17 protein-coding genes are annotated in these 17,802 nt (G+C 69.3%); 9 read left to right on the top strand and 8 right to left on the bottom strand.

Annotated elements, in window-relative coordinates; genetic code table 11:
• Positions 1-3: 3 nt before the first annotated feature.
• Positions 4-1,158, top strand: coding sequence for a M48 family metalloprotease (locus ACIQF0_RS00370; RefSeq protein WP_401023156.1), 1,155 nt, complete (start codon positions 4-6; stop codon positions 1,156-1,158).
• Here ACIQF0_RS00370 and zapE read toward each other — a convergent pair.
• The gene (gene zapE / locus ACIQF0_RS00365; protein WP_401023155.1) at positions 1,147-2,136 is read right to left on the bottom strand and encodes a cell division protein ZapE; all 990 of its coding nucleotides are present in this window, start codon (positions 2,134-2,136) and stop codon (positions 1,147-1,149) included. The genes ACIQF0_RS00370 and zapE overlap by 12 nt on opposite strands.
• A gap of 66 nt (positions 2,137-2,202) precedes the next feature.
• Between zapE and ACIQF0_RS00360 the strand changes: the two genes are divergently transcribed.
• Complete coding sequence (locus ACIQF0_RS00360; protein ID WP_401023154.1) at positions 2,203-2,856, top strand: dihydrofolate reductase family protein; 654 nt, start codon at positions 2,203-2,205, stop codon at positions 2,854-2,856.
• A 17-nt stretch (positions 2,857-2,873) separates the two neighbouring features.
• Positions 2,874-3,935 (top strand): ATP-dependent DNA ligase, encoded by a 1,062-nt coding sequence (locus ACIQF0_RS00355; RefSeq protein WP_360046717.1) that lies wholly within the window; start codon positions 2,874-2,876, stop codon positions 3,933-3,935.
• On the opposite strand, the gene ACIQF0_RS00350 is transcribed toward ACIQF0_RS00355, so the two are convergent.
• Positions 3,932-4,801 (bottom strand): EamA family transporter, encoded by an 870-nt coding sequence (locus tag ACIQF0_RS00350; protein ID WP_401023153.1) that lies wholly within the window; start codon positions 4,799-4,801, stop codon positions 3,932-3,934. The genes ACIQF0_RS00355 and ACIQF0_RS00350 overlap by 4 nt on opposite strands.
• A gap of 179 nt (positions 4,802-4,980) precedes the next feature.
• Here ACIQF0_RS00350 and ACIQF0_RS00345 point away from each other — a divergent pair, with 179 nt between their 5' ends.
• Complete coding sequence (locus tag ACIQF0_RS00345) at positions 4,981-6,483, top strand: alpha/beta hydrolase (RefSeq protein WP_360046715.1); 1,503 nt, start codon at positions 4,981-4,983, stop codon at positions 6,481-6,483.
• 427 nt (positions 6,484-6,910) lie between these two features.
• Here the strand turns inward: ACIQF0_RS00345 and ACIQF0_RS00340 are convergent, their stop codons facing one another.
• The 6 genes from ACIQF0_RS00340 to ACIQF0_RS00315 all read right to left on the bottom strand — a co-directional run bounded on the left by ACIQF0_RS00340 (position 6,911) and on the right by ACIQF0_RS00315 (position 12,996).
• Entirely contained in the window at positions 6,911-7,600 is a 690-nt protein-coding gene (locus ACIQF0_RS00340) for a DUF6319 family protein (protein WP_401023152.1), read from the bottom strand.
• A 90-nt stretch (positions 7,601-7,690) separates the two neighbouring features.
• Positions 7,691-8,602 (bottom strand): DUF1996 domain-containing protein, encoded by a 912-nt coding sequence (locus ACIQF0_RS00335; RefSeq protein WP_401023151.1) that lies wholly within the window; start codon positions 8,600-8,602, stop codon positions 7,691-7,693.
• 89 nt (positions 8,603-8,691) lie between these two features.
• Positions 8,692-8,928 carry a hypothetical protein gene (locus ACIQF0_RS00330; protein WP_401023150.1) on the bottom strand — a complete coding sequence of 79 codons (237 nt, stop codon included), beginning with the start codon at positions 8,926-8,928 and terminating at the stop codon, positions 8,692-8,694.
• A gap of 50 nt (positions 8,929-8,978) precedes the next feature.
• Positions 8,979-11,402: an NACHT domain-containing protein gene (locus ACIQF0_RS00325; RefSeq protein WP_401023149.1), complete on the bottom strand. Its 2,424-nt coding sequence runs from the start codon at positions 11,400-11,402 to the stop codon at positions 8,979-8,981.
• 31 nt (positions 11,403-11,433) lie between these two features.
• Positions 11,434-12,435 (bottom strand): non-homologous end-joining DNA ligase, encoded by a 1,002-nt coding sequence (ligD, locus tag ACIQF0_RS00320; protein WP_401023148.1) that lies wholly within the window; start codon positions 12,433-12,435, stop codon positions 11,434-11,436.
• 9 nt (positions 12,436-12,444) lie between these two features.
• On the bottom strand, positions 12,445-12,996 hold the full coding sequence (locus ACIQF0_RS00315; protein ID WP_401023147.1) for a TetR family transcriptional regulator: 552 nt from the start codon (positions 12,994-12,996) through the stop codon (positions 12,445-12,447).
• A gap of 88 nt (positions 12,997-13,084) precedes the next feature.
• Between ACIQF0_RS00315 and ACIQF0_RS00310 the strand changes: the two genes are divergently transcribed.
• The 5 genes from ACIQF0_RS00310 (at position 13,085) to ACIQF0_RS00290 (ending at position 17,802) form a co-directional block, all read left to right on the top strand.
• On the top strand, positions 13,085-14,230 hold the full coding sequence (locus ACIQF0_RS00310) for an acyl-CoA dehydrogenase family protein (RefSeq protein ID WP_401023146.1): 1,146 nt from the start codon (positions 13,085-13,087) through the stop codon (positions 14,228-14,230).
• Positions 14,231-14,240: 10 nt separating this feature from the next.
• Complete coding sequence (locus ACIQF0_RS00305; RefSeq protein ID WP_360046708.1) at positions 14,241-15,410, top strand: acyl-CoA dehydrogenase family protein; 1,170 nt, start codon at positions 14,241-14,243, stop codon at positions 15,408-15,410.
• 15 nt (positions 15,411-15,425) lie between these two features.
• Complete coding sequence (locus ACIQF0_RS00300; protein ID WP_401023145.1) at positions 15,426-16,148, top strand: MaoC/PaaZ C-terminal domain-containing protein; 723 nt, start codon at positions 15,426-15,428, stop codon at positions 16,146-16,148.
• Positions 16,149-16,167: 19 nt separating this feature from the next.
• Entirely contained in the window at positions 16,168-16,728 is a 561-nt protein-coding gene (locus tag ACIQF0_RS00295) for a helix-turn-helix transcriptional regulator (RefSeq protein WP_360046706.1), read from the top strand.
• Between the two features lie 105 nt (positions 16,729-16,833).
• Positions 16,834-17,802, top strand: coding sequence for an IS481 family transposase (locus tag ACIQF0_RS00290; RefSeq protein WP_401023144.1), 969 nt, complete (start codon positions 16,834-16,836; stop codon positions 17,800-17,802).

Genomic DNA, 17,802 nt, shown 5'->3' with positions numbered 1-17,802 from the left:
CGCATGCTTGGGGGACATCCGAAGAAGCTCGCGCTCAGACTCGACGCCGCTCAGTACGCCGCGTACGAGGGCACTCCGCCCACCCGCCCGCGGTGGACCGCGTCGCGCGTCGCACTGGTCGCTCTGTCCGGCGTGCTGGTGGCCTTGGTGGCCGGGCTCGCCGTACTGGGTGCCTGGCTCGTGGTGCGCGACTTCCCGTCGTTCTTCTCGATCGTCGCCGGGATTCCGGTGCTGCTGGTGGCGTGGGCGCTGCGGCCGCGGCTGGGGAGTGCCGGAGACGTGTGGCACGAACTGCACCGCGACGACGCGCCCACGTTGTTCGCCCTGCTCGACCGCGTCGCGTCGGCCGCGGGAACGCGGCTTCCGGACCGGATCGCGCTGGACGCCGACTTCAACGCCTCGGCGGGCACTCACGGCCTGCTGCGGCGGCGGACGCTGACGATCGGGCTGCCGTTGTTCGGCGTGCTCACCCCGCAGCAGCGGGTGGCGGTGCTGGGACACGAGTTCGGGCACTTCGTGAACGGTGACCCGGCGCGCGGCCTGCTGACCGCGCCCGCGGTGCGCACGCCGCTGATCCTCGCGGACCTGGTGCGGCCGTCCGAGTCGTTCGTCAGCGACAACCTGTGGGGCCGGCTCGCCGAGCGGCTGTTCTGGCCGTTCCAGGCACTGCTGGAACGACTGTTCGTGCTGGTCGGCATCGGCGTGCGAGCGGTGGCGGCGCGGGACCACCAGAGGGCGGAGTACTGCGCGGACGCACTGGCGGTGCGGCTCGCCGGCTCGTCGGCGACGGAGGCGTTGATGATCGACTTCGCGACCGCCGAGCAGTTGCTGGGGACGATCTCGGCGGCCGAGCGCGGCACGCAGGCGAACGCCGAGACGGCACGCCGCAACCATCCGGGTGCGGCGCGGTGGCGGGCGGCGGCGGACGCGTGGCGGGCCGCGTCGGACGCGGAGGCCGCGGTGGAGAAGTCGGTCACCGAGGACGCCTCGTTGTGGCGCGAGCACCCGCCGTCCGGGCTGCGGGCCCGGATCGTGCGGTCGTGGCCGCACACCGATCCGTCGATCGTGCTCAGCCAGGCCGACTCGGCGCGGATCGACGCCGAACTGCACCGCTTCTACGCTCGCGCGGGCCGTGACATCGCCTGGTCAGCGGCTTAGGGCGACCAGTCGGCTGACCGCGCGCAGATACTTCTTGCGGTAGCCGCCGCGCAGCATCTCCTCGGTGAACAGCTCCGACAGCGGCTGCCCCGACACCGCCACCGGGACGTCGCGGTCGTAGAGCCTGTCGCCGAACGCGACGAGCCGCAGCCCGACGTTCTGGTCGGGTGCCGGCTTGACGTCCTTGAGGTGCACGGCGGTGACGCCGTCGAGGAGCCTGCCGTACTTCGACGGGTGGATGCGGGCGAGCGCCTTGCACAGGTCGTCGAAGTCGTCGATGGTCGAACCCTCGGTGTTGGAGGCTTTGACGACCAATTCGGTGTCTGACATCGGTGACGGGGCGTCCGGCAGGCCGCGGTGGCGGTAGTCGGGGCCGTCGACGCGCACGACGTCGAACTTCGAGGACATCGACTGGATCTCGCGCAGGAAGTCGGCGGCGGCGAAGCGGCCCTCGCCGAGCTTGTCCGGCAGCGTGTTCGAGGTGGCGGCGACGTGCACGCCGGCCGCGATCAGCTCCTTGATCAGGCGCGTGACGAGCATGGTGTCGCCGGGGTCGTCGAGCTCGAACTCGTCGATGGCGAGCAGCTTGTGACCGGAGAGCCGCCGGACGGCCTCGGGGAACGTCAGGACGCCGACCATGTTGGTCAGCTCGACGAACGTGCCGTACGCCTTCGGGCCCGGCACGGCGTGCCAGAGCGAGGCGAGCAGGTGGGTCTTGCCGACGCCGAAGCCGCCGTCGAGGTAGAGGCCGAGCTTGCCCGCCTCCTCGTCGCGGGAGCCGAACAGCGACCACTTCTTGCGCTTGACGCTGACGCGCGCGGCGAACAGGCGGCCGGCCTCGACCGCGGCGGACTGCGAGGGCTCGTCCGGGTTGGGGAGGTAGGTGTCGAAGCTGACCGAGTCGAACCTCGGTGGCGGCACCAGGTTCTCGATCAGTTCGTCGGGACTGATCTGGGGATCCCGGTCGGACAAGCGCATGCCCGCAGCCTATCGGCGTGATGGGATGGCTCGGTGGAGATGTTGTGGCCCTCACCGGGCGTTGAGATGACCGACACAGCCCTGGAGTCCCTGTACGCCTATCCGGCCGGTCGGACGTGGGTCGCCGCGAACTTCGTGTCCAGCGTGGACGGTGCGGTGTCGGTCGACGGGCGTTCGGAGGGCCTGGGGTCGCCCGCGGACCGGAAGATCTACCTGCTCGGGCGCGAACTCGCCGACGTCGTGATGGTGGGTGCGGCGACCGTGCTGATCGAGGGGTACCGGGGTGCGAGGCGCGCCAGGCCGTTGCCGATCGCCGTGGTGACGACGCGAGGATCTCTGACGCCGGACCTGCCGCTGTTCACCGACACCGCGGTGCCGCCGATCGTGATCACCACCGAGGCCGCGCGACTGCCGGAACTGCCCGCCGAGGTGATCGTCGCCGGGGACACCGAGGTCGATCTGAAGGTGGCCGTCGCCGAACTCGCGGCGCGGGGACTGCACCGGATCAACCTCGAGGGCGGGCCGCGGCTGTTCGGGTCGATGGTGGCCGAGGGGCTGGTGGACGCGCTGAACCTGACCGTGGCGCCGGTGCTCGCGGTGGGCGACTCGTCGCGGATCGCGCACGGTTCGGTCATCCCGCCCGTGGATCTCGCGCTGGCGTCGGTGCTGCGCGCGGAGGACGTCCTGTTGCTGCGGTATCAGCGGCGAAATTCCAGTTGAGGAGGCAGGATGTGCGCGTGGACCTACCGCTGACGCCACCTCTGCAGCCGATGCTCGCCACTGCGGTGGACGGGATCCCGGACGACGCGAACCTGTTCTTCGAGCCGAAGTGGGACGGGTTCCGCTGCGTGGTGTTCCGCTCCGGCGACGAGGTGCTGCTGCAGTCGCGCAGCGGGAAGCCGCTCAACCGCTACTTCCCCGAGGTCGTCGCCTCGATGCTCGACGTGCTGCCGGACAAGGTGGTCGTCGACGGCGAGCTGGTGGTCGCGAAGAACGACGAGCTGGACTTCGACGCGTTGTCCGAGCGCATCCACCCGGCGGCCTCGCGGGTGGCGATGCTGTCGGAGTCGACGCCGGCCACGTTCGTCGCGTTCGACCTGCTGGCGCTGGGGTCCGAGGTGCTGCTGGAGCAGCCGACGGTCGCGCGGCGCGAGGCGTTGCTGAAGCTGGCGGGGTTGAACGTGACGCCCGCGACCACGTCCGTCGAGACGGCGCGGCAGTGGTTCACGCTGTTCGAGGGCGCGGGGCTGGACGGCGTGATGGGCAAGCCGTCGGACGGCCCGTACACGCCCGGCAAGCGCTCGATGATCAAGGTGAAGCACGCGCGCACGGCCGACGTCGTGCTCGCGGGCCTGCGCTGGCACAAGGACACCGAGCCCGGCACGGCGGTGGGCTCGTTGCTGCTCGGCGTCTACGACACGAACGACGTGCTGCACCACATCGGTGTCTGCGGCTCGTTCAAGGCCGCCGAACGCCGTGAGCTGGCCGCCGAACTGGCGCCGTTGATCACCTCGGGTGACCACCCGTGGGCGAATCCCGTTCCGGGCCAGCGGATTCCCGGCGAGATCAACCGGTGGCGCGGCAAGCAGGCCGAGTACGTGGCGCTGCGGCCCGAGCGGGTGCTGGAGATCCACTACACCCAGACCGAGGGCGAGCAACCCGTGCGGCTGCGGCACAACGGCCAGTTCGCGCGGTGGCGCCCGGACCGCGAGCCGCTGTCGTGCCGCTACGACCAGCTGGAGATCCCGGCCCGCTACGACGTGGCGTCGGTGCTGAAGGGCGAGCTCCGGGCCCGTTAGCCGGCGGGCTTGGCCGATCTCGCCGCACCGATCGACGCGATCACGACACAGCCGACGGCGACCCACTGCGTCGGCGCGAGGTGCTCGCCGAGCAGCACCAGGCCCGCGACCGCGCCCACCGCCGGTTCCAGCGACATCAGGATCCCGAACACGCGCGGCGGCATGCGGCGCAACGCCTCCAGCTCCAGCGAGTACGGGACGACCGACGACATCAGCGCGACCAGGATCGCCACCGCCAGCACCACCGGGTCGAGCATCGCGGTACCGGCCGAGCCGATGCCGAACGGCAGCGCGATCACCGTGCCGACCACCATCGCGAGCGCGAGGCCCTTGCCGTCGGTCGTCTGGCTGCCGAGCTTGGCCGTCACCAGGATGTACGCCGCCCAGCACGCGCCCGCGGCCAACGCGAACAGCACGCCCGTCCACAACAGACCGCCCTGCACGCGCGTGAGCAGCACAACGCCCGTGCCCGCCAACAACACCCACAGGCCGTCGATCCAGCGCCGTGAGCCCGCGACCGCCACCGCCAGCGGTCCGAGGAACTCGATCGTGACGGCCGCGCCGAGCGGGATGCGGGCCAGCGCCGCGTAGAAGCAGAGGTTCATCGTGGCGAGCACGGCGCCGTAGGTGAGGACCGTGACGAGCGTTCTGCGGTCGAGCCTGAGCGACGGACGCCAGATCGCGACCAGCACCAGTGCGGCCATGAGCAGCCGCAACGTGACCATGCCCGCCGCGCCCGCGACCGTGAACAGCTGCTTCGCGAACGCCGAGCCGATCTGCACGCTGACGATGCCCAGCAGCACGAGCGCCGTCGGCGGGATGCCGCCCACGAGGCGCGCGACGGGGAGCCGATCGGCGTGATCCATGTCCCCATCCTGACTCACTGCGTCCATTCCCGAGCGGGACGAGCCTGGAGGTGAGTCAGGGCGCAAAGGACGCGCCCTGACTCACCTCGCATTTACCTTCCCCGTGCGAGGCTCAGCTTCCCGGAGTGTGAACGAGAGTGAGGGAATCTGTGCGTGGCGCTGCCTTGGCCCTACTGGCAGTGAGCGTGCTGACGGCGTGCAGCGCGGGTCCCTCGAACCGGCCGGTGATCGCGGTCAAGGGCGAGGAGAACCAGCCCGTCGACCAGAGCGCGCTCGCCGGGCCGCAGCCGGTGCCCCCGCTCGGCGAGTACAAGAAGGACTCGCTGCAGTGGTCGCCGTGCAACGAGCAGATGAAGGACCGCTTCGGCGCGGACGCTCCCCAAGGCGAGCAGACGTACGAGTGCGCGCGCATGACCGTCGTGCTCGACCCGCCGGGACGTCCCGGACGCGGCCAGCTCGGCATCGCACTCACGCGCGTCGGCACGGGCAAGAGCGCGCTGGTCGTCGTCAACGACCCCGGCGGTGAGCCCGGCACGCTGAAGGCCGCGCGGCTCGCGGCGGCGTTGCCCAAGGAGATCCTCAGCACGTACACGATCATCGGCATGGACCGGCGCGGCACGGGCCGTTCGGACGGCATGTCGTGCGTACCGCAGGCCACGCGCGCCCAGCTCGTCGAGTACGACCCGGCCGAGACCGAGCAGTCGAACCTCGTGGTCGCCGCGGGCGAGGCCTCGCAGGAGTGCGTCCTCGACCTGGAGGGCAGGCTGACCGCGTTCGACTCGTGGCGTGCCGCCGCCGACCTCGAACGACTGCGCGACTTCCTGGGCTCCGACCGCCTCAACGCCATCGGCCTCGGCGAGGGCTCCCGGGTCATCACGACCTACGCCCAGCGCTACCCGAACCGCATCGGCCGCACCGTCCTCGACGGCGCCCCGGACCCGACGCTCGACCAGGTGGGCGTCCTCGAGTCCCGTGCCGTCGCGGCCGAGGCGACGTTCGACGCGTTCGCCCGCGACTGCAAGACCCGCGGCTGCGCTCTCGCGAACCCGCGCGAGGACGTGCAGGCACTGCTGACCCAGCTGCGTTCCGGACGTGTGCGCGGCGACTACGTCGACCTGACTCCCGGCTCCGCGCTGAACGCGATCGTCGCGGGCCTGGCCGATCGCGGGAAGTGGCCCGCGCTGGCCGACGCCGTGGTGAAGGCCCGCGCAGGCGACAGCACGGGCCTGTTCGCCCTGCTCGACCCGCTGGTGAACGACCTGGACGAGAACCCGCCGCGCTTCGACGCCGGCCTGATCATCGGCTGCAACGACACGGCCACCCGCATCCCACCGGATCGGGTGAAGGCCCTCACGGCCGACTGGCAGTCGAAGCACGCGATGTTCGGTGCCCTGTTCGCCCGCCAGCTGCTGCACTGCAACCCGTTCCCGCCGCCCAAGGCCGAGAAGGTCGACGCGCTGAAGAGCGCGCCGCCGATCGTGGTGCTGAGCACGGCCAACGACCTCTCCACGCCCGCGCCGGGTACCGAGCACGCGGCGCAGCGGTTGCCGGGGTCGGCGTTGATCGGGTGGCAGGGCAGCGGACACGGCGCCCTGACGCTGTCGGGATGTGCGACCACGGCGGTGCGGGACTACCTGATCGACGCGAAGGTGCCGTCGAACGGCACCGTCTGCCCGCCCTGATCGGACTCAGTCGTCCTGAGCCGGTCAGGGGTCGTGCCCGCGCGCTTTCGCAGGCGTCCCCCCGAGCTGGGAACCCCTACATCTCAACGTACTCAGAGGGTCTGACAGAAACAGTCCGGACTGTGCGCCGCCTGGTCCGTCGGCCTGAACACGTCCGGACATGACGCGGGGAGCCTTTCGCATGACCACGACGCGATGAAGGCTCCCCCGCCCGAATCTTGTGTCAGCAGCTCGAACAGCAGCCGCAGCCGGGACCCGTGCACCCGGAACAGCACCCACACGTACCCATCAGGGCCTCCCCGTCCTCCAAGCCGGACCTGCGCGGGACCTCCGCGCATCCCACGGTCCGCCCCGGTACAAGCCCTGGGAACCCCCCTCACTCGAACGCGTGGGGACAACCACCGGGGAGTCGCAGCCCGTGATGGCGCTATGCGCCCAGGTCGTCCAGGGCCTTCTGGGCTGCCTCCAGTTCGGCGCGCAGTTGCTCCACGCGGGCGAGCTGCTGTGCACGCGCCGCGTTCAGAACGCCCTCGACGATCTCGGCGACCTCGGGGGTGAGCAGCTTCGCGGCCTGGGCCACGGAGGCGGGCGGCACCGGCGTCGGCCGGACCGTCTTGCGGGTGCCCTGCAGCACTTCCACGGTCCACTCGCCCTCGCCCACCGACACCAGCGTGACGGTGACCTCGGGGACGGCGTTCTTCGCGGACGGCTTGCGCGCGGCGGGCTTCGCGGGCGCCTGCTCGACGGGAGCGGGTGCGGGTTTCGGCTTGGGGGCCGCGGGTTTCACCGGCGCCTCCGGAACGTAGGGGTGAATGATCTCAGTGTGGCGCGGCGGCTCCGGGGGCGCAGGAGGCGGGGTCGCCGGCTTCTTGCGCGGCGGGGGCTTCTCCAGCGTCAGTTCGGCCGGGGAGAACGACATCTCGTCCTTCGAACCCGTGGGCCGGACCTGGATGAAATCACCCTCCGGAGGGTCGGTGACGGCCAGCAGCTTCGCCGACCTGCCCTCCTCCATGCCCACCGCGGCAGCCGTGAACCACACCATCGGCACGGTGCCTTCGTCCAACTGCGAGCGCAGGCTGTCGACGTCCTCCGCCGACAGCCCGCTCTTCTTCGCCATCGCGCTGCCTCCCCAACCGTTCGAACACCTGTGCCCAAAGCATGCCCTACACCCCTGACATTTCTGAGCACCGGGTCGGCAGCAAGATCATCAAGGGTTTCCGTCGACCCCGCAGATGTAGCCGGCGTTGATGCAGTTGGAGACACGCCGTTGCAGTTCAACGGGATCCCACGCGTTCATGAAGTCGCCGTGGAACGTGTAGCCGGGCGCGCTCGTGACGTTCGCACCGTTGAGCGTGCCTCCCAAAGACAACCCGGCACCGTTCACCGGATAGGTGATCAGGAACTCCAGCCGCGGCACCACCACCGGGTGCGACGACGGGCAGACCAGCCCCGCCGCGAACGCCATGTGGTCGCGGTGGTTCGCCGAGTCGAGGTCGCGGCCGTTCCAGCACGTCGGGAAGTCCAGGTAGGTCTCCACCTTCGTGCCGGGCGGGCAGTTCAGGAAGTCGCGGCCGGACGGCGACTGGGTGGTGCACGACCACCGCGCCGCCGGGTTCTCGGCGGGCGACGCGGCCTTCGCGTTGCCCACCACGTACCGCAGCCCCTGCGGAGGCGCGACCGCTCGAGCGCGGTCGTGAATGCCCTGGTAGTAGACGGTCACGCTCTCGGGCGCGACCGGCTGACCGTTCTTGTACAGCGTCGGCACCCAGTACGCGGACCTGTCCGAGATCGGGTTGCAGTTCGTCGTCCCCGCCCGCAACGACGTCAGCGTCGAGAACGCGTCCGTCGTCCGGTTGCCGAAGAACTCGTGCATGTGGGAGACGCCGGACTGGTTCTGGAACACGATCGGGTCATCTTGACGACGATGACTGGACGCGCAGGTCACCCGGAACTCGGACCCGGCGACCGCCTGCTGCTCCACCATCGCCCGCGCCTGCTCGGCGCTGTACGCGAAACCGTGCCCCGCGTGGGAGACCGGTTGCCCCACCACGAAGCCCGTCGCCACGACCGCCGTCGCCACCGCCGCGACACCGATCGCTCCTCGAATCCGCACGTGCATGGAATCTCCTCTCGCACCACAGTGTGTGAGAGCGCTCTCATGACAAGACGGTAAACCCACTTGCCTCTACATGTCCACGTGAGGCTTGCTCAGGCTTCGTCGCCTTCACCGGCGCGCAGCCGGTACTCGCACCCGTACTCGACCGCGTACTCGAGGTCGTAGACGTGCACGATCTTGGGACCGCCGTGCAGGTGCACGTACGTCACGGTCTGCTTCGGGTCCTCCGGCGTGGACGGCAGCGAGTCGACCCTGCCGTCGAGGGGACCGCCGACGTACCGCACGACATAAGGCTGGGACATCACGACCTCCTCTCGCGTTTCGTCCATTCTACGAGGTCGCCGACTAGATCCGTTCCCGATACAGCCGGTTGGCGCACTCACCGATCGGGATCGACCAGTGCCACTTCCCCACGGCCCCACCGCTCCAGCAACTCACGAAACGGTCGTGCCTCGTCGGACAGATCGCAGCGCTCGACCAGGAGGCGACCGAGTTCCTGGCTGGGATCGGACGACGCCGCCTCGACCAGCGCGGTGAACGCGAGAAACGCGGGTGCCTTCGACACGGGGAGTCCACGCACGTTCAACTGGCGCAACTCCTCGACGACCACCCGCAGGACCGAGGCGGGGATCGGCAGCACCGCCTCCCAGTAGACCAGCAAGTGCAGGAACACCAAGCTGTCCAGCCCGCCATCACGGATCGCGTTGACCGCGGGACCTGGCACGTACGCGTCCACACCCGGTAGCCGGGCGTACAGCAAGGCCGCGTGGCCGTGCGCCCGCGCGAACATCATCGGGTGTTCGATCCCGTGCCGCACTTCGCCCAGCGCCACCTCGTACGCGACAGAAGGCACGCGCACCACCATCCCCGCGCCCAGCCTGAGGTCGCAGCCGGGTGTGCTTCCCGCCAGCACCGCACGCGCAACGCTGGCGGTGCGCGTCCGCTTCACCCTCCGCACCGCTTTGAGCGCGTCGAACAGAACCGGGTCCCCGGTCCGCCCCAGGAGTTCGAACGCCTGCTCCAGCAGGGCTTCGGTCGTGGCCCGGCGAAGCCTGTTGTGCTCCAGGAAGGTCACGCAGAAGGTGATGACCGCGAGTTCGTCCTTCGCGTTCTCGAGGAGCAACCGGACACACGTGTCACCTCCGTCCGCGCGGTGCACGTCGTACAGCTGCAAAGCGATCTGTGGAACCACCAGGCTTCTGCCGGAGACGATCATCGGCAGCAGGCACTCGACGATCTCCTCCGCCGTCTCACGAGTACGCAGCACGTAGCAGGCCGTGTAGTACTCCATGAACGTCCGATGTGTGAAGCCGAACCGCCGCTCGCCCTCCGATGACGTGTCGACCTGGGTCAGCACCCAGGCCCGCTCGGCGCAGTAGTCCAGGAACTCCCGTGCCTGCTGGTGATACGACTGCGCGCCCTCCTCCTCGCGTTCGCTCAGGTGAGCGACGACCAGGCGTTCCAGTGTCTGCTCGCCCTCGTCACCCTGCCCGTCGAGGCCGAAGAAGAAGTGCTGCGCCAACTCCTGCACCAGGAACTTCGCGAGCTTCACCGACCGGATCACCGACGGCACCTGGCTCACGGCGTCCCACCGCACCAGCATCAGCTCGGAACACTCGCGGTAGACGTCAGCGGTGTTCTCCGGGATGTAGCCCTCGCTCTGATAGAGCATGCACAGCAACGAAAGCATCAACGGGTTCGACCTCAGGTCGGCCAGATGCCCGCTGTCCCGAAGGAACGCCTCCGCCCGGCCCGCCGCGTACACCAGGGCGAACCAGGTGCGGACGTAGTGCTCGACCTGGTCGGGTTCGAAGTCGGGCAACCGGTACACCGGAAAGGCCGTGTCCTCGAGCCTCGCCGCCGGATAACTCTCCTGACGGCACGTCACCACGATGCGCGCCAACGGAAAGCGCGCGGCGAACGCCTCGATCGCGGCCACCGCCGAGCGCCGCGCCTGGATGTCGCCGACCTCGTCGAGCCCGTCGAAGACCACCAGCGCCTCACCCGCGTCCAGCAGGTCCGCGACGTGCCGCCGCGGCACCACGCGCTGGGTCAGCGGCCGCAGTTCCCCGGCGATGATCGTGACGAAGTCCTCCGCGAGCTTCTGGTGTTGCTTGAGCTGCACCAGCAACGGCACGAGCGGCGCGCGGTGCAGCAACCGCCGGATGAAGGTGCTCTTGCCGGCACCGGGGTTCCCGACCACGACGAACCGGCGGTCGCCCACCACGTCCTCGCCGACCGAATCGCGCCCGAGCCGCAGCCTGCGGCGCACGTAGATCTGGTCGACCGGAAAGCGGAAGTCCGCCTTCGAGTGCGGCATGACCATGCGGTCGTAGGCACGTGCCATCGCCGCACGGATCACCTCGCCCGTGGCGCGCGACTCGGTACGCCGGCCCATGTCGACGGCAAGAGCGAGGCGTTCGGCGATCGGACGCTCGGGGCCGGTCACCTTGATCCGGATCCGGTCGCGGACGTCCAGGACGCGGAACGGCGCGTTCTGCTCGATCACACCCCACAACGAAGCTGCGAAGTCGTGCGACTCGGTCGTCTCCACTCGCACCGCGCGCTGAAACTCGCGACGGAACGCCTCGGCCAGTTCCGAACGTTCCGCGACCTGCTGGAACGCACCCTGTTCGGTGTGTTCGAGCTGGCAGAGGAGTTCCAGCAGGGAGGCGCAGTCGGGGCCGCCCAGGTAGTCCGAGATGCGCCGCCGCACGAGTCCGGACATCGGCACGGACGAGTTCCGCACCCACGTGAGCGCGGTCTCGGCCAGGTCGGCAACGACGGTCGCGATCGCTGTCACGCAAACAGGATCGGCGTCGAACGGTGGGCTGTTACTCCTGTTTGCGGGCGCGGGAAGGCTGCACGCGCATCGGTTCTCCCGGCATCTTCGGGTAGTCCGGCGGATACGGCATCTCGCCGCGCGGATCGGCCGCGTACCACTCCAGCAGCGTCTCGATCCCGAACGCCTCCGAGTCCAGCGCGGCGTGCGGATCGCCCCGCTCCTCCAGGTACTTCGGCACGGTCAGCACGTCGAAGTCGTCAGGGTCCACAGTGGACAGTTCGTCCCACAGGACCGGCGTGGACACGGTCGCGCGCGGAGTGCCCCGCACCGACCAGGCCGAGGCGATCGTGCGGTCGCGGGCCGCCTGGTTGAAGTCGATGAAGACGCGCTCACCGCGTTCTTCCTTCCACCAGGCCGAAGTCGCGAGCGTCGGCGCCCGCTTCTCCACCTCGCGCGCCAGGGCGATCACGGCGTGCCGGACGTCGATGAAGTCCCACTCCGGCCGGATCCGCACGGCCACGTGGATGCCGCGTCCGCCGGAGGTCTTCGGGTAGCCGGTCAGGCCGGCGTCGGCGAGCACCTCGCGCAGCACCAGTGCGACGCGGGCGGCGTCGGAGAAGCCGGTGCCCGGTTGCGGGTCCAGGTCGATGCGCAGCTCGTCCGGGTGGTCGACGTCGGATCGGCGGACGGGCCACGGGTGGAAGTCGAACGTGCCGAGGTTCGCGGCCCAGACGATCACGGCTTCCGAGGTCGGGCAGATCTCGTCGGCCGGACGGCCGGACGGGAACTTCACCTGCACGGTCTCCACGTACGAAAGAGCCCCCTTGGGCACGCGCTTCTGGTAGAACGCCTCGCCTTCGACGCCGTCCACGTAGCGCTTCAGGACGACGGGGCGGTCGCGCAGCACCGAGAGCAGCACGGGTGCGACGGTGCGGTAGTACTCGACCACCTGCCGCTTGGTGATGCCCCGCGCGGGGAAGTACGGCTTGTCCGGGTTGGACACCCGCACCAGCTGGTCACCGACCTCGAGCTCGATCGCCTTGGAAGCCACGCCAGCACACTAAAGGCCGCGCACGAACGCCGCGAGCGCCAGCTCGAAGCTGTCGCGGTCGAGTTCCCTCGCCACGCCCGGCAGCAGGTGGGCGCGGTCGAGGTGGGGATAGCGGTCGGTGTAGTCGGCGGGGTCGGCGGAGAAGCCGCTGGAGAACGAGCTCAGCGCGGAACCGAACACGATGTACATCAGACCCGCGGCGATCATCGTGGCCTCACGGCGCGACCAACCGGCGTCGACCAACGCGCCGTGCAGCAGGTCGAGGCGTTGGAGCGACTCCTCGCGGCCCGCCGGACCGTACGCGAGGAACGGCACGATGTTGGGGTGCGACGACAAAGCCGCACGGTACGAGCGCGCGCACCGGATCAGGCCCTCACGCCAGTCGACCTCGAAACCGGATACGTCGACCGTCGACAGGATCGACGACGCGATGTCGTTGAGCAGCTGGTCCTTCGTGCGGACGTGCCCGTACAGCGACGCGGCCTGCACTCCCAGCTCGGCGGCGAGCTTGCGCATGGACAGGCCGTCGAGGCCGTCGCGGTCGATGATGGCCAGAGCCACCGACCTGATGCGATCGGGGCTCAGCAGAGGGGTGCTCGGCCGGGGCATGTGAGTTAACCTAACACTGTTCGGTTAGTCGGGAGGGCCTGTGGATCTAACGCTTTCGGACGAACACCGGCAGCTCAGGGAGCTGGCCCGGCGGTTCACCGACGAACGCATCGTCCCGCACGCCACGCGCTGGGACCGCGACGAGGCGATCGACAGGGACCTGGTGCCGGCACTCGGCGAGGTCGGATTCCTCGGGCTCGGCATCGACGAGCGCTACGGCGGCAGTGGCGGCGACAACCTCGCCTACTGCCTGGTGCTCGAGGAGATCGCGCGCGGTGACAGCGCGGTCAGGGGGATCATCTCCGTCTCGCTCGGGCTGGTCGCGAAGTCGATCGCCAAACACGGCACGGAAGAGCAGAAACAACGCTGGCTGCCGGGCCTCACGAGCGGTCGGCAGATCGGCTGCTTCGCCCTCACCGAACCCGGCACCGGCAGCGACGCGGGCAGCCTGACGACCAAGGCCACCAAGACGGACAACGGCTACCGGATCAACGGCCGAAAGGTCTTCATCACCAACGGCACGTGGGCCGACGTCGCGCTCGTGTTCGCTCGCACGGGCGGACCAGGCCCGAAGGGCATCTCAGCCTTCCTCGTGCCCACGGACACCGCGGGCTTCGAAGCCACCGAGATCAAGGGCAAGCTCGGCATGCGCGGCCAGGCCACCGCCGAGATCACCCTCGACGACGTCGAGGTGGCAGAAGACGCTCTGCTCAGCGAAGAGGGCTTCAAACTCGCGATGGGCTCGCTCGACAAGGGCCGCATGTCCGTCGCGGCGGGCTGCGTCGGCGCCGCGCGGGGTGCCCTCGAAGCCGCGCTGAAGTACGCGAAGGAACGCGAGCAGTTCGGCAAGCCCATCGCGGGCTTCCAGCTCGTCCAGGAACTGCTCGCGGACATGGCCGTGGACACCGACGCCGCCAGGCTCCTGACGTGGCGCGTCGCCGACCTGGCCGACCGGGGTGAACCGTTCAGCACCGAGGCGAGCATGGCGAAGCTCTTCGCCAGCGAGGCCGCGGTCAGGGTCGCCAACAACGCCATCCAGGTCTTCGGCGGCTACGGCTACATCGACGAGTACCCGGTGGGCAAGTACCTGCGGGACACCCGCGTCACCACGCTCTACGAGGGCACCAGCCAGATCCAGAAACTGCTCATCGGCCGGGCGCTGACCGGCATCAACGCGTTCGTCTGAAAGGAAAGCAATGGACTTCACGCTCGACGAGGAGCAGAAGGAGATCCGCGACTGGGTGCGGACCTTCGTGCGCAAGGAGATCATCCCGCTGGAGCCCGAGGTGCTGCGCCGCGAACGCGCGGGCCAGCCGGGTCTGCCGAAGGAGGAGCTGAAGGCGCTGCAGGACAAGGCCAAGCAGGCCGGGTTCTTCGGTGTCCTCACCCCGCAGGAGTACGGCGGCATGGGCCTCGGCGCGGTGATGACCGCGCTCCTCGAGGCCGAACTGGGCCGCAGCTTCGTCCCGTTCCGCTTCGGTGGCTACGCGGACAACATCCTGTTCCACGGCAACGAGGAGCAGAAGCAGCGCTACCTGCTGCCGACGATCTCCGGCGAACGCGTCTCGTGCTTCGCGATCACCGAGCCCGGCGCCGGCAGTGACGCCAAGGCCATCCGCACGTCCGCCGTCAGGGACGGCGACGAGTGGGTCATCAACGGCGAGAAGACCTTCATCACGCAGGGCAACGAGGCCGACTTCGTGATGGTGTTCGCGGTGACGGACAAGGAGAAGGGCGCCGACGGCGGCGTCACGTGCTTCCTGGTCGACCGCGACATGGGCTGGAAGTCCGAGCCCATCCCGACCATGGGCCAGTGGGGTCCGGCGGCGCTGGTGTTCGACAACGTCCGCGTGCCGCACGAGAACATCCTCGGCGAGGAGGGCAAGGGCTTCAACCTGGCGATGCAGTGGATCGGCCAGGGCCGCTACCTGCTGCCCGCCCGCGCGCTCGGCAGCGTCGAGCGACTGGTCGAGATGTCGATCGACCAGGCCAAGAACCGCGTCACGTTCGGCCAGCCCATCGCCGAGTACCAGGCCATCCAGTGGATGATCGCCGACTCCGCGGTCGAGATCGAGGCGCTGCGCTGGCTCGTGCTGCACGCCGCGTGGCTGGTCGACCAGAAGCAGGACTCGCGGCAGGCGCAGTCGATCGCGAAGCTCTACGGCGGCATCAAGGCCAACGAGATCGTCGACCGCGTGCTGCAGATCCACGGCGGCATGGGCTACACCCGCGAACTGCCGATCGAGCGCTGGTACCGCGAACTGCGGCTGCTGCGCATCTACGAGGGCACCGACGAGATCCAGCGCCGCACGATCGCCCGCAACCTGCTCAAGGGCCACGCGAACATCCGCGGCACGCTCGGCTAGCTCTATCTTGGGCTGATGCTCAACCACGACATCCTCGGCGTCGTCGAACGACAGGTCCGCACCTGGTCGGCCGGCGACGCCGAGGTGTACGCGGCGGCGGCCGGCGGCTACTCCCCCGCGTTCGCGATCCCGTTGCTGCAGCACGGTGGCCCGCAGCTCGGGCTGACCGGCGCCGACATGACCCAGGTCCTGCACGCCGAGCAGTCGTTGTGGCTGCACGGCACACTCCCGGAGCAAGGCTCGACGGTCGTCACCAAGACCGTCACGAACATCTACGACAAGGGATCCGGCGCACTCGTCGTCAGCACGTGGGAGTCGGACTTCGCGACAACGCGGTCGTCGTGCTTCCTCAAGGGCGAGGGCGGTTTCGGCGGCGAACGTGGGGAGACGCGCGAGTTCGCCGTTCCCGGCAAGCGCCACGAGATCAGCTTCTTCCAGACGACGGAAGACCAGGCGCTGCGCTACCGCGAGACCGGCGACGTGAACCCGATGCACCACGACCCCGAGTTCGCCCGGCGGGCGGGGTTCGCGACGCCCATCCTGCACGGCCTGTGCACGCTCGGAATCACCGTGGGCGGCCTGGACTTCACCGAGCTGCACGCCCGGTTCACCGCGCCCGTGACGCCCGGCGACGAGCTCCGGATCGAACGCTGGCCGACCGGGGAGTTCCGCACGTTCGCCCGTGGCCGGCAGGTTCTCGTCGGATCGGTTCGGTTTTCCGAAGTGGACGGCGGCTGAAACTTCGCACGATCGTGTCATGAGTAGTGCCCTGGCAACCGTGGACTCCGGAATCGAACCGGTGCGCGTGGCGGTGGAGTCCCGTGACCTGATCAGCGCGGCCGGCGTGACGCACCTGTTGAAGAACACACCACGGGTGCGGGTGGTGCAGGACCGCACCGACGCACATGTGCTGCTGGCCCTGGTGAACGAGCTGTGCGCGCAACAGGCCGCACGGCTGCGGGCCTGCGGTTCCGCCAGAATCGTGGTCATCGCGGCCCGCGTGCACGACCTCACCCCGTCGATCGCGGCCCAGGCCGGGCTGGCGCTTCCGTTGCGGCGAGCCGATGTCAACGCCGAACGCCTCGTCAAGCTGCTGGTCGGCGGCCAGGCCGTGCAGGACCGCTCCCCGGTGCTGAACGACCGCGACCTGCAACTGCTCAGGCTGCTGGCAGACGGCGCGACGATCGCGGAGGTCGCCGCGCGGCTGTTCTGCTCGGAACGGACCGTGAAGTACGCGCTGCACCAGCTGCTCGAACGGTTCGGGCTGCGCAACCGGGTGCACGCGGTGGCGTGGGCGCTGCGCTCGGGCCTGCTCTAGGTGTACTTGGCCAACACGTTGGTGACGGTGTGTCGGCTTGATCATGGGTGAGGCCTCCGGGTGCGGTGGTGATTGCGAAGTCAGTCACCACAGCCGGAGGCCTCGATGGGACACGCTAACGCCCGCTTGACCGTGCACGGACGCCTGGTCCTGGTTTCCCGGGTCGCCGCCGGCAGACCGGTCGCTCACGTGGCCAAGGAGCTCGGTGTCTCACGGCAGTGCGCGCACCGCTGGGTCCGCCGTTTCCGTGACGAAGGCGCCGCGGGTCTGGCCGATCGGTCCAGCAGGCCGCACCACACGCCGTCGCGGACCTCAGCTCAGACAGAGCGTCGGGTCGTCGCGGCACGCAGTGAGTTGCGTTGCGGACCGGCTCGGATCAGCGTCCGCACCGGTGTCCCCGTCCGCACCGTGTCACGGGTGCTGGCCCGGCTTGGCGTGCCGCGGCTGGCCGAGTGCGATCCGCTGACCGGGCAACGGATCCGCGCCACCCGGCACACCACCCGCCGTTACGAACACCCGCACCCCGGCGACCTGGTCCACCTGGACGTCAAGAAGATCGGCAAGATCCCGCCCGGAGGCGGCTGGCGCGCGCACGGCCGCAGCACGCGTCCCGGTTCCCATCGAGGACTGGGTTACGACTACGTCCACGCCGCCATCGACGACCACTCCCGGCTCGCCTACGCCGAGATCCTCGACGACGAACGCGGCATCACCTGCGCGGCGTTTCTGCTCCGCGCCGCCGCGTGGTTCGTCGAGCAGGGTGTCCCACGAGTTCACCGTGTTCTGACTGACAACGCCAAGAACTACCTGATCTCCCGTGACTTCGCCGCCGCGGTCGCGGCGGTCGGCGCCCGCCACAAGACCATCAAGCCACATTGTCCTTGGCAGAACGGCAAAGTGGAGCGTTTCAACCGCACGCTGCAGACCGAATGGGCCTACCGCGAGGTCTTCCTCGACAACACCACCCGATCCGCAGCGCTGGCGCCATGGCTTGATCACTACAACACTGAACGCGGTCACTTCGCACTCGATGGTCACCCACCCATCAGCCGCGTTCAGTCACCAACCTCATGA

This window comes from Lentzea sp. NPDC092896 (genome assembly GCF_044754905.1).
Taxonomy (GTDB): domain Bacteria; phylum Actinomycetota; class Actinomycetes; order Mycobacteriales; family Pseudonocardiaceae; genus Lentzea.
The sequence above is the reverse complement of the archived record's forward strand: the minus strand, read 5'-3'. Positions and strand labels throughout refer to the sequence as shown.

Coding starts and splice junctions, on each gene's coding strand:
- ACIQF0_RS00370 (WP_401023156.1), top strand. CDS start 4: ATGCTTGGGGGACATCCGAAGAAGCTCGCGCTCAGACTCGACGCCGCT.
- ACIQF0_RS00295 (WP_360046706.1), top strand. CDS start 16,168: ATGAGTAGTGCCCTGGCAACCGTGGACTCCGGAATCGAACCGGTGCGC.
- zapE (WP_401023155.1), bottom strand. CDS start 2,136: ATGCGCTTGTCCGACCGGGATCCCCAGATCAGTCCCGACGAACTGATC.
- ACIQF0_RS00350 (WP_401023153.1), bottom strand. CDS start 4,801: ATGGATCACGCCGATCGGCTCCCCGTCGCGCGCCTCGTGGGCGGCATC.
- ACIQF0_RS00335 (WP_401023151.1), bottom strand. CDS start 8,602: ATGCACGTGCGGATTCGAGGAGCGATCGGTGTCGCGGCGGTGGCGACG.
- ACIQF0_RS00290 (WP_401023144.1), top strand. CDS start 16,834: ATGGGACACGCTAACGCCCGCTTGACCGTGCACGGACGCCTGGTCCTG.
- ACIQF0_RS00340 (WP_401023152.1), bottom strand. CDS start 7,600: ATGGCGAAGAAGAGCGGGCTGTCGGCGGAGGACGTCGACAGCCTGCGC.
- ACIQF0_RS00305 (WP_360046708.1), top strand. CDS start 14,241: ATGGACTTCACGCTCGACGAGGAGCAGAAGGAGATCCGCGACTGGGTG.
- ACIQF0_RS00300 (WP_401023145.1), top strand. CDS start 15,426: ATGCTCAACCACGACATCCTCGGCGTCGTCGAACGACAGGTCCGCACC.
- ACIQF0_RS00360 (WP_401023154.1), top strand. CDS start 2,203: ATGACCGACACAGCCCTGGAGTCCCTGTACGCCTATCCGGCCGGTCGG.
- ACIQF0_RS00330 (WP_401023150.1), bottom strand. CDS start 8,928: ATGGACGAAACGCGAGAGGAGGTCGTGATGTCCCAGCCTTATGTCGTG.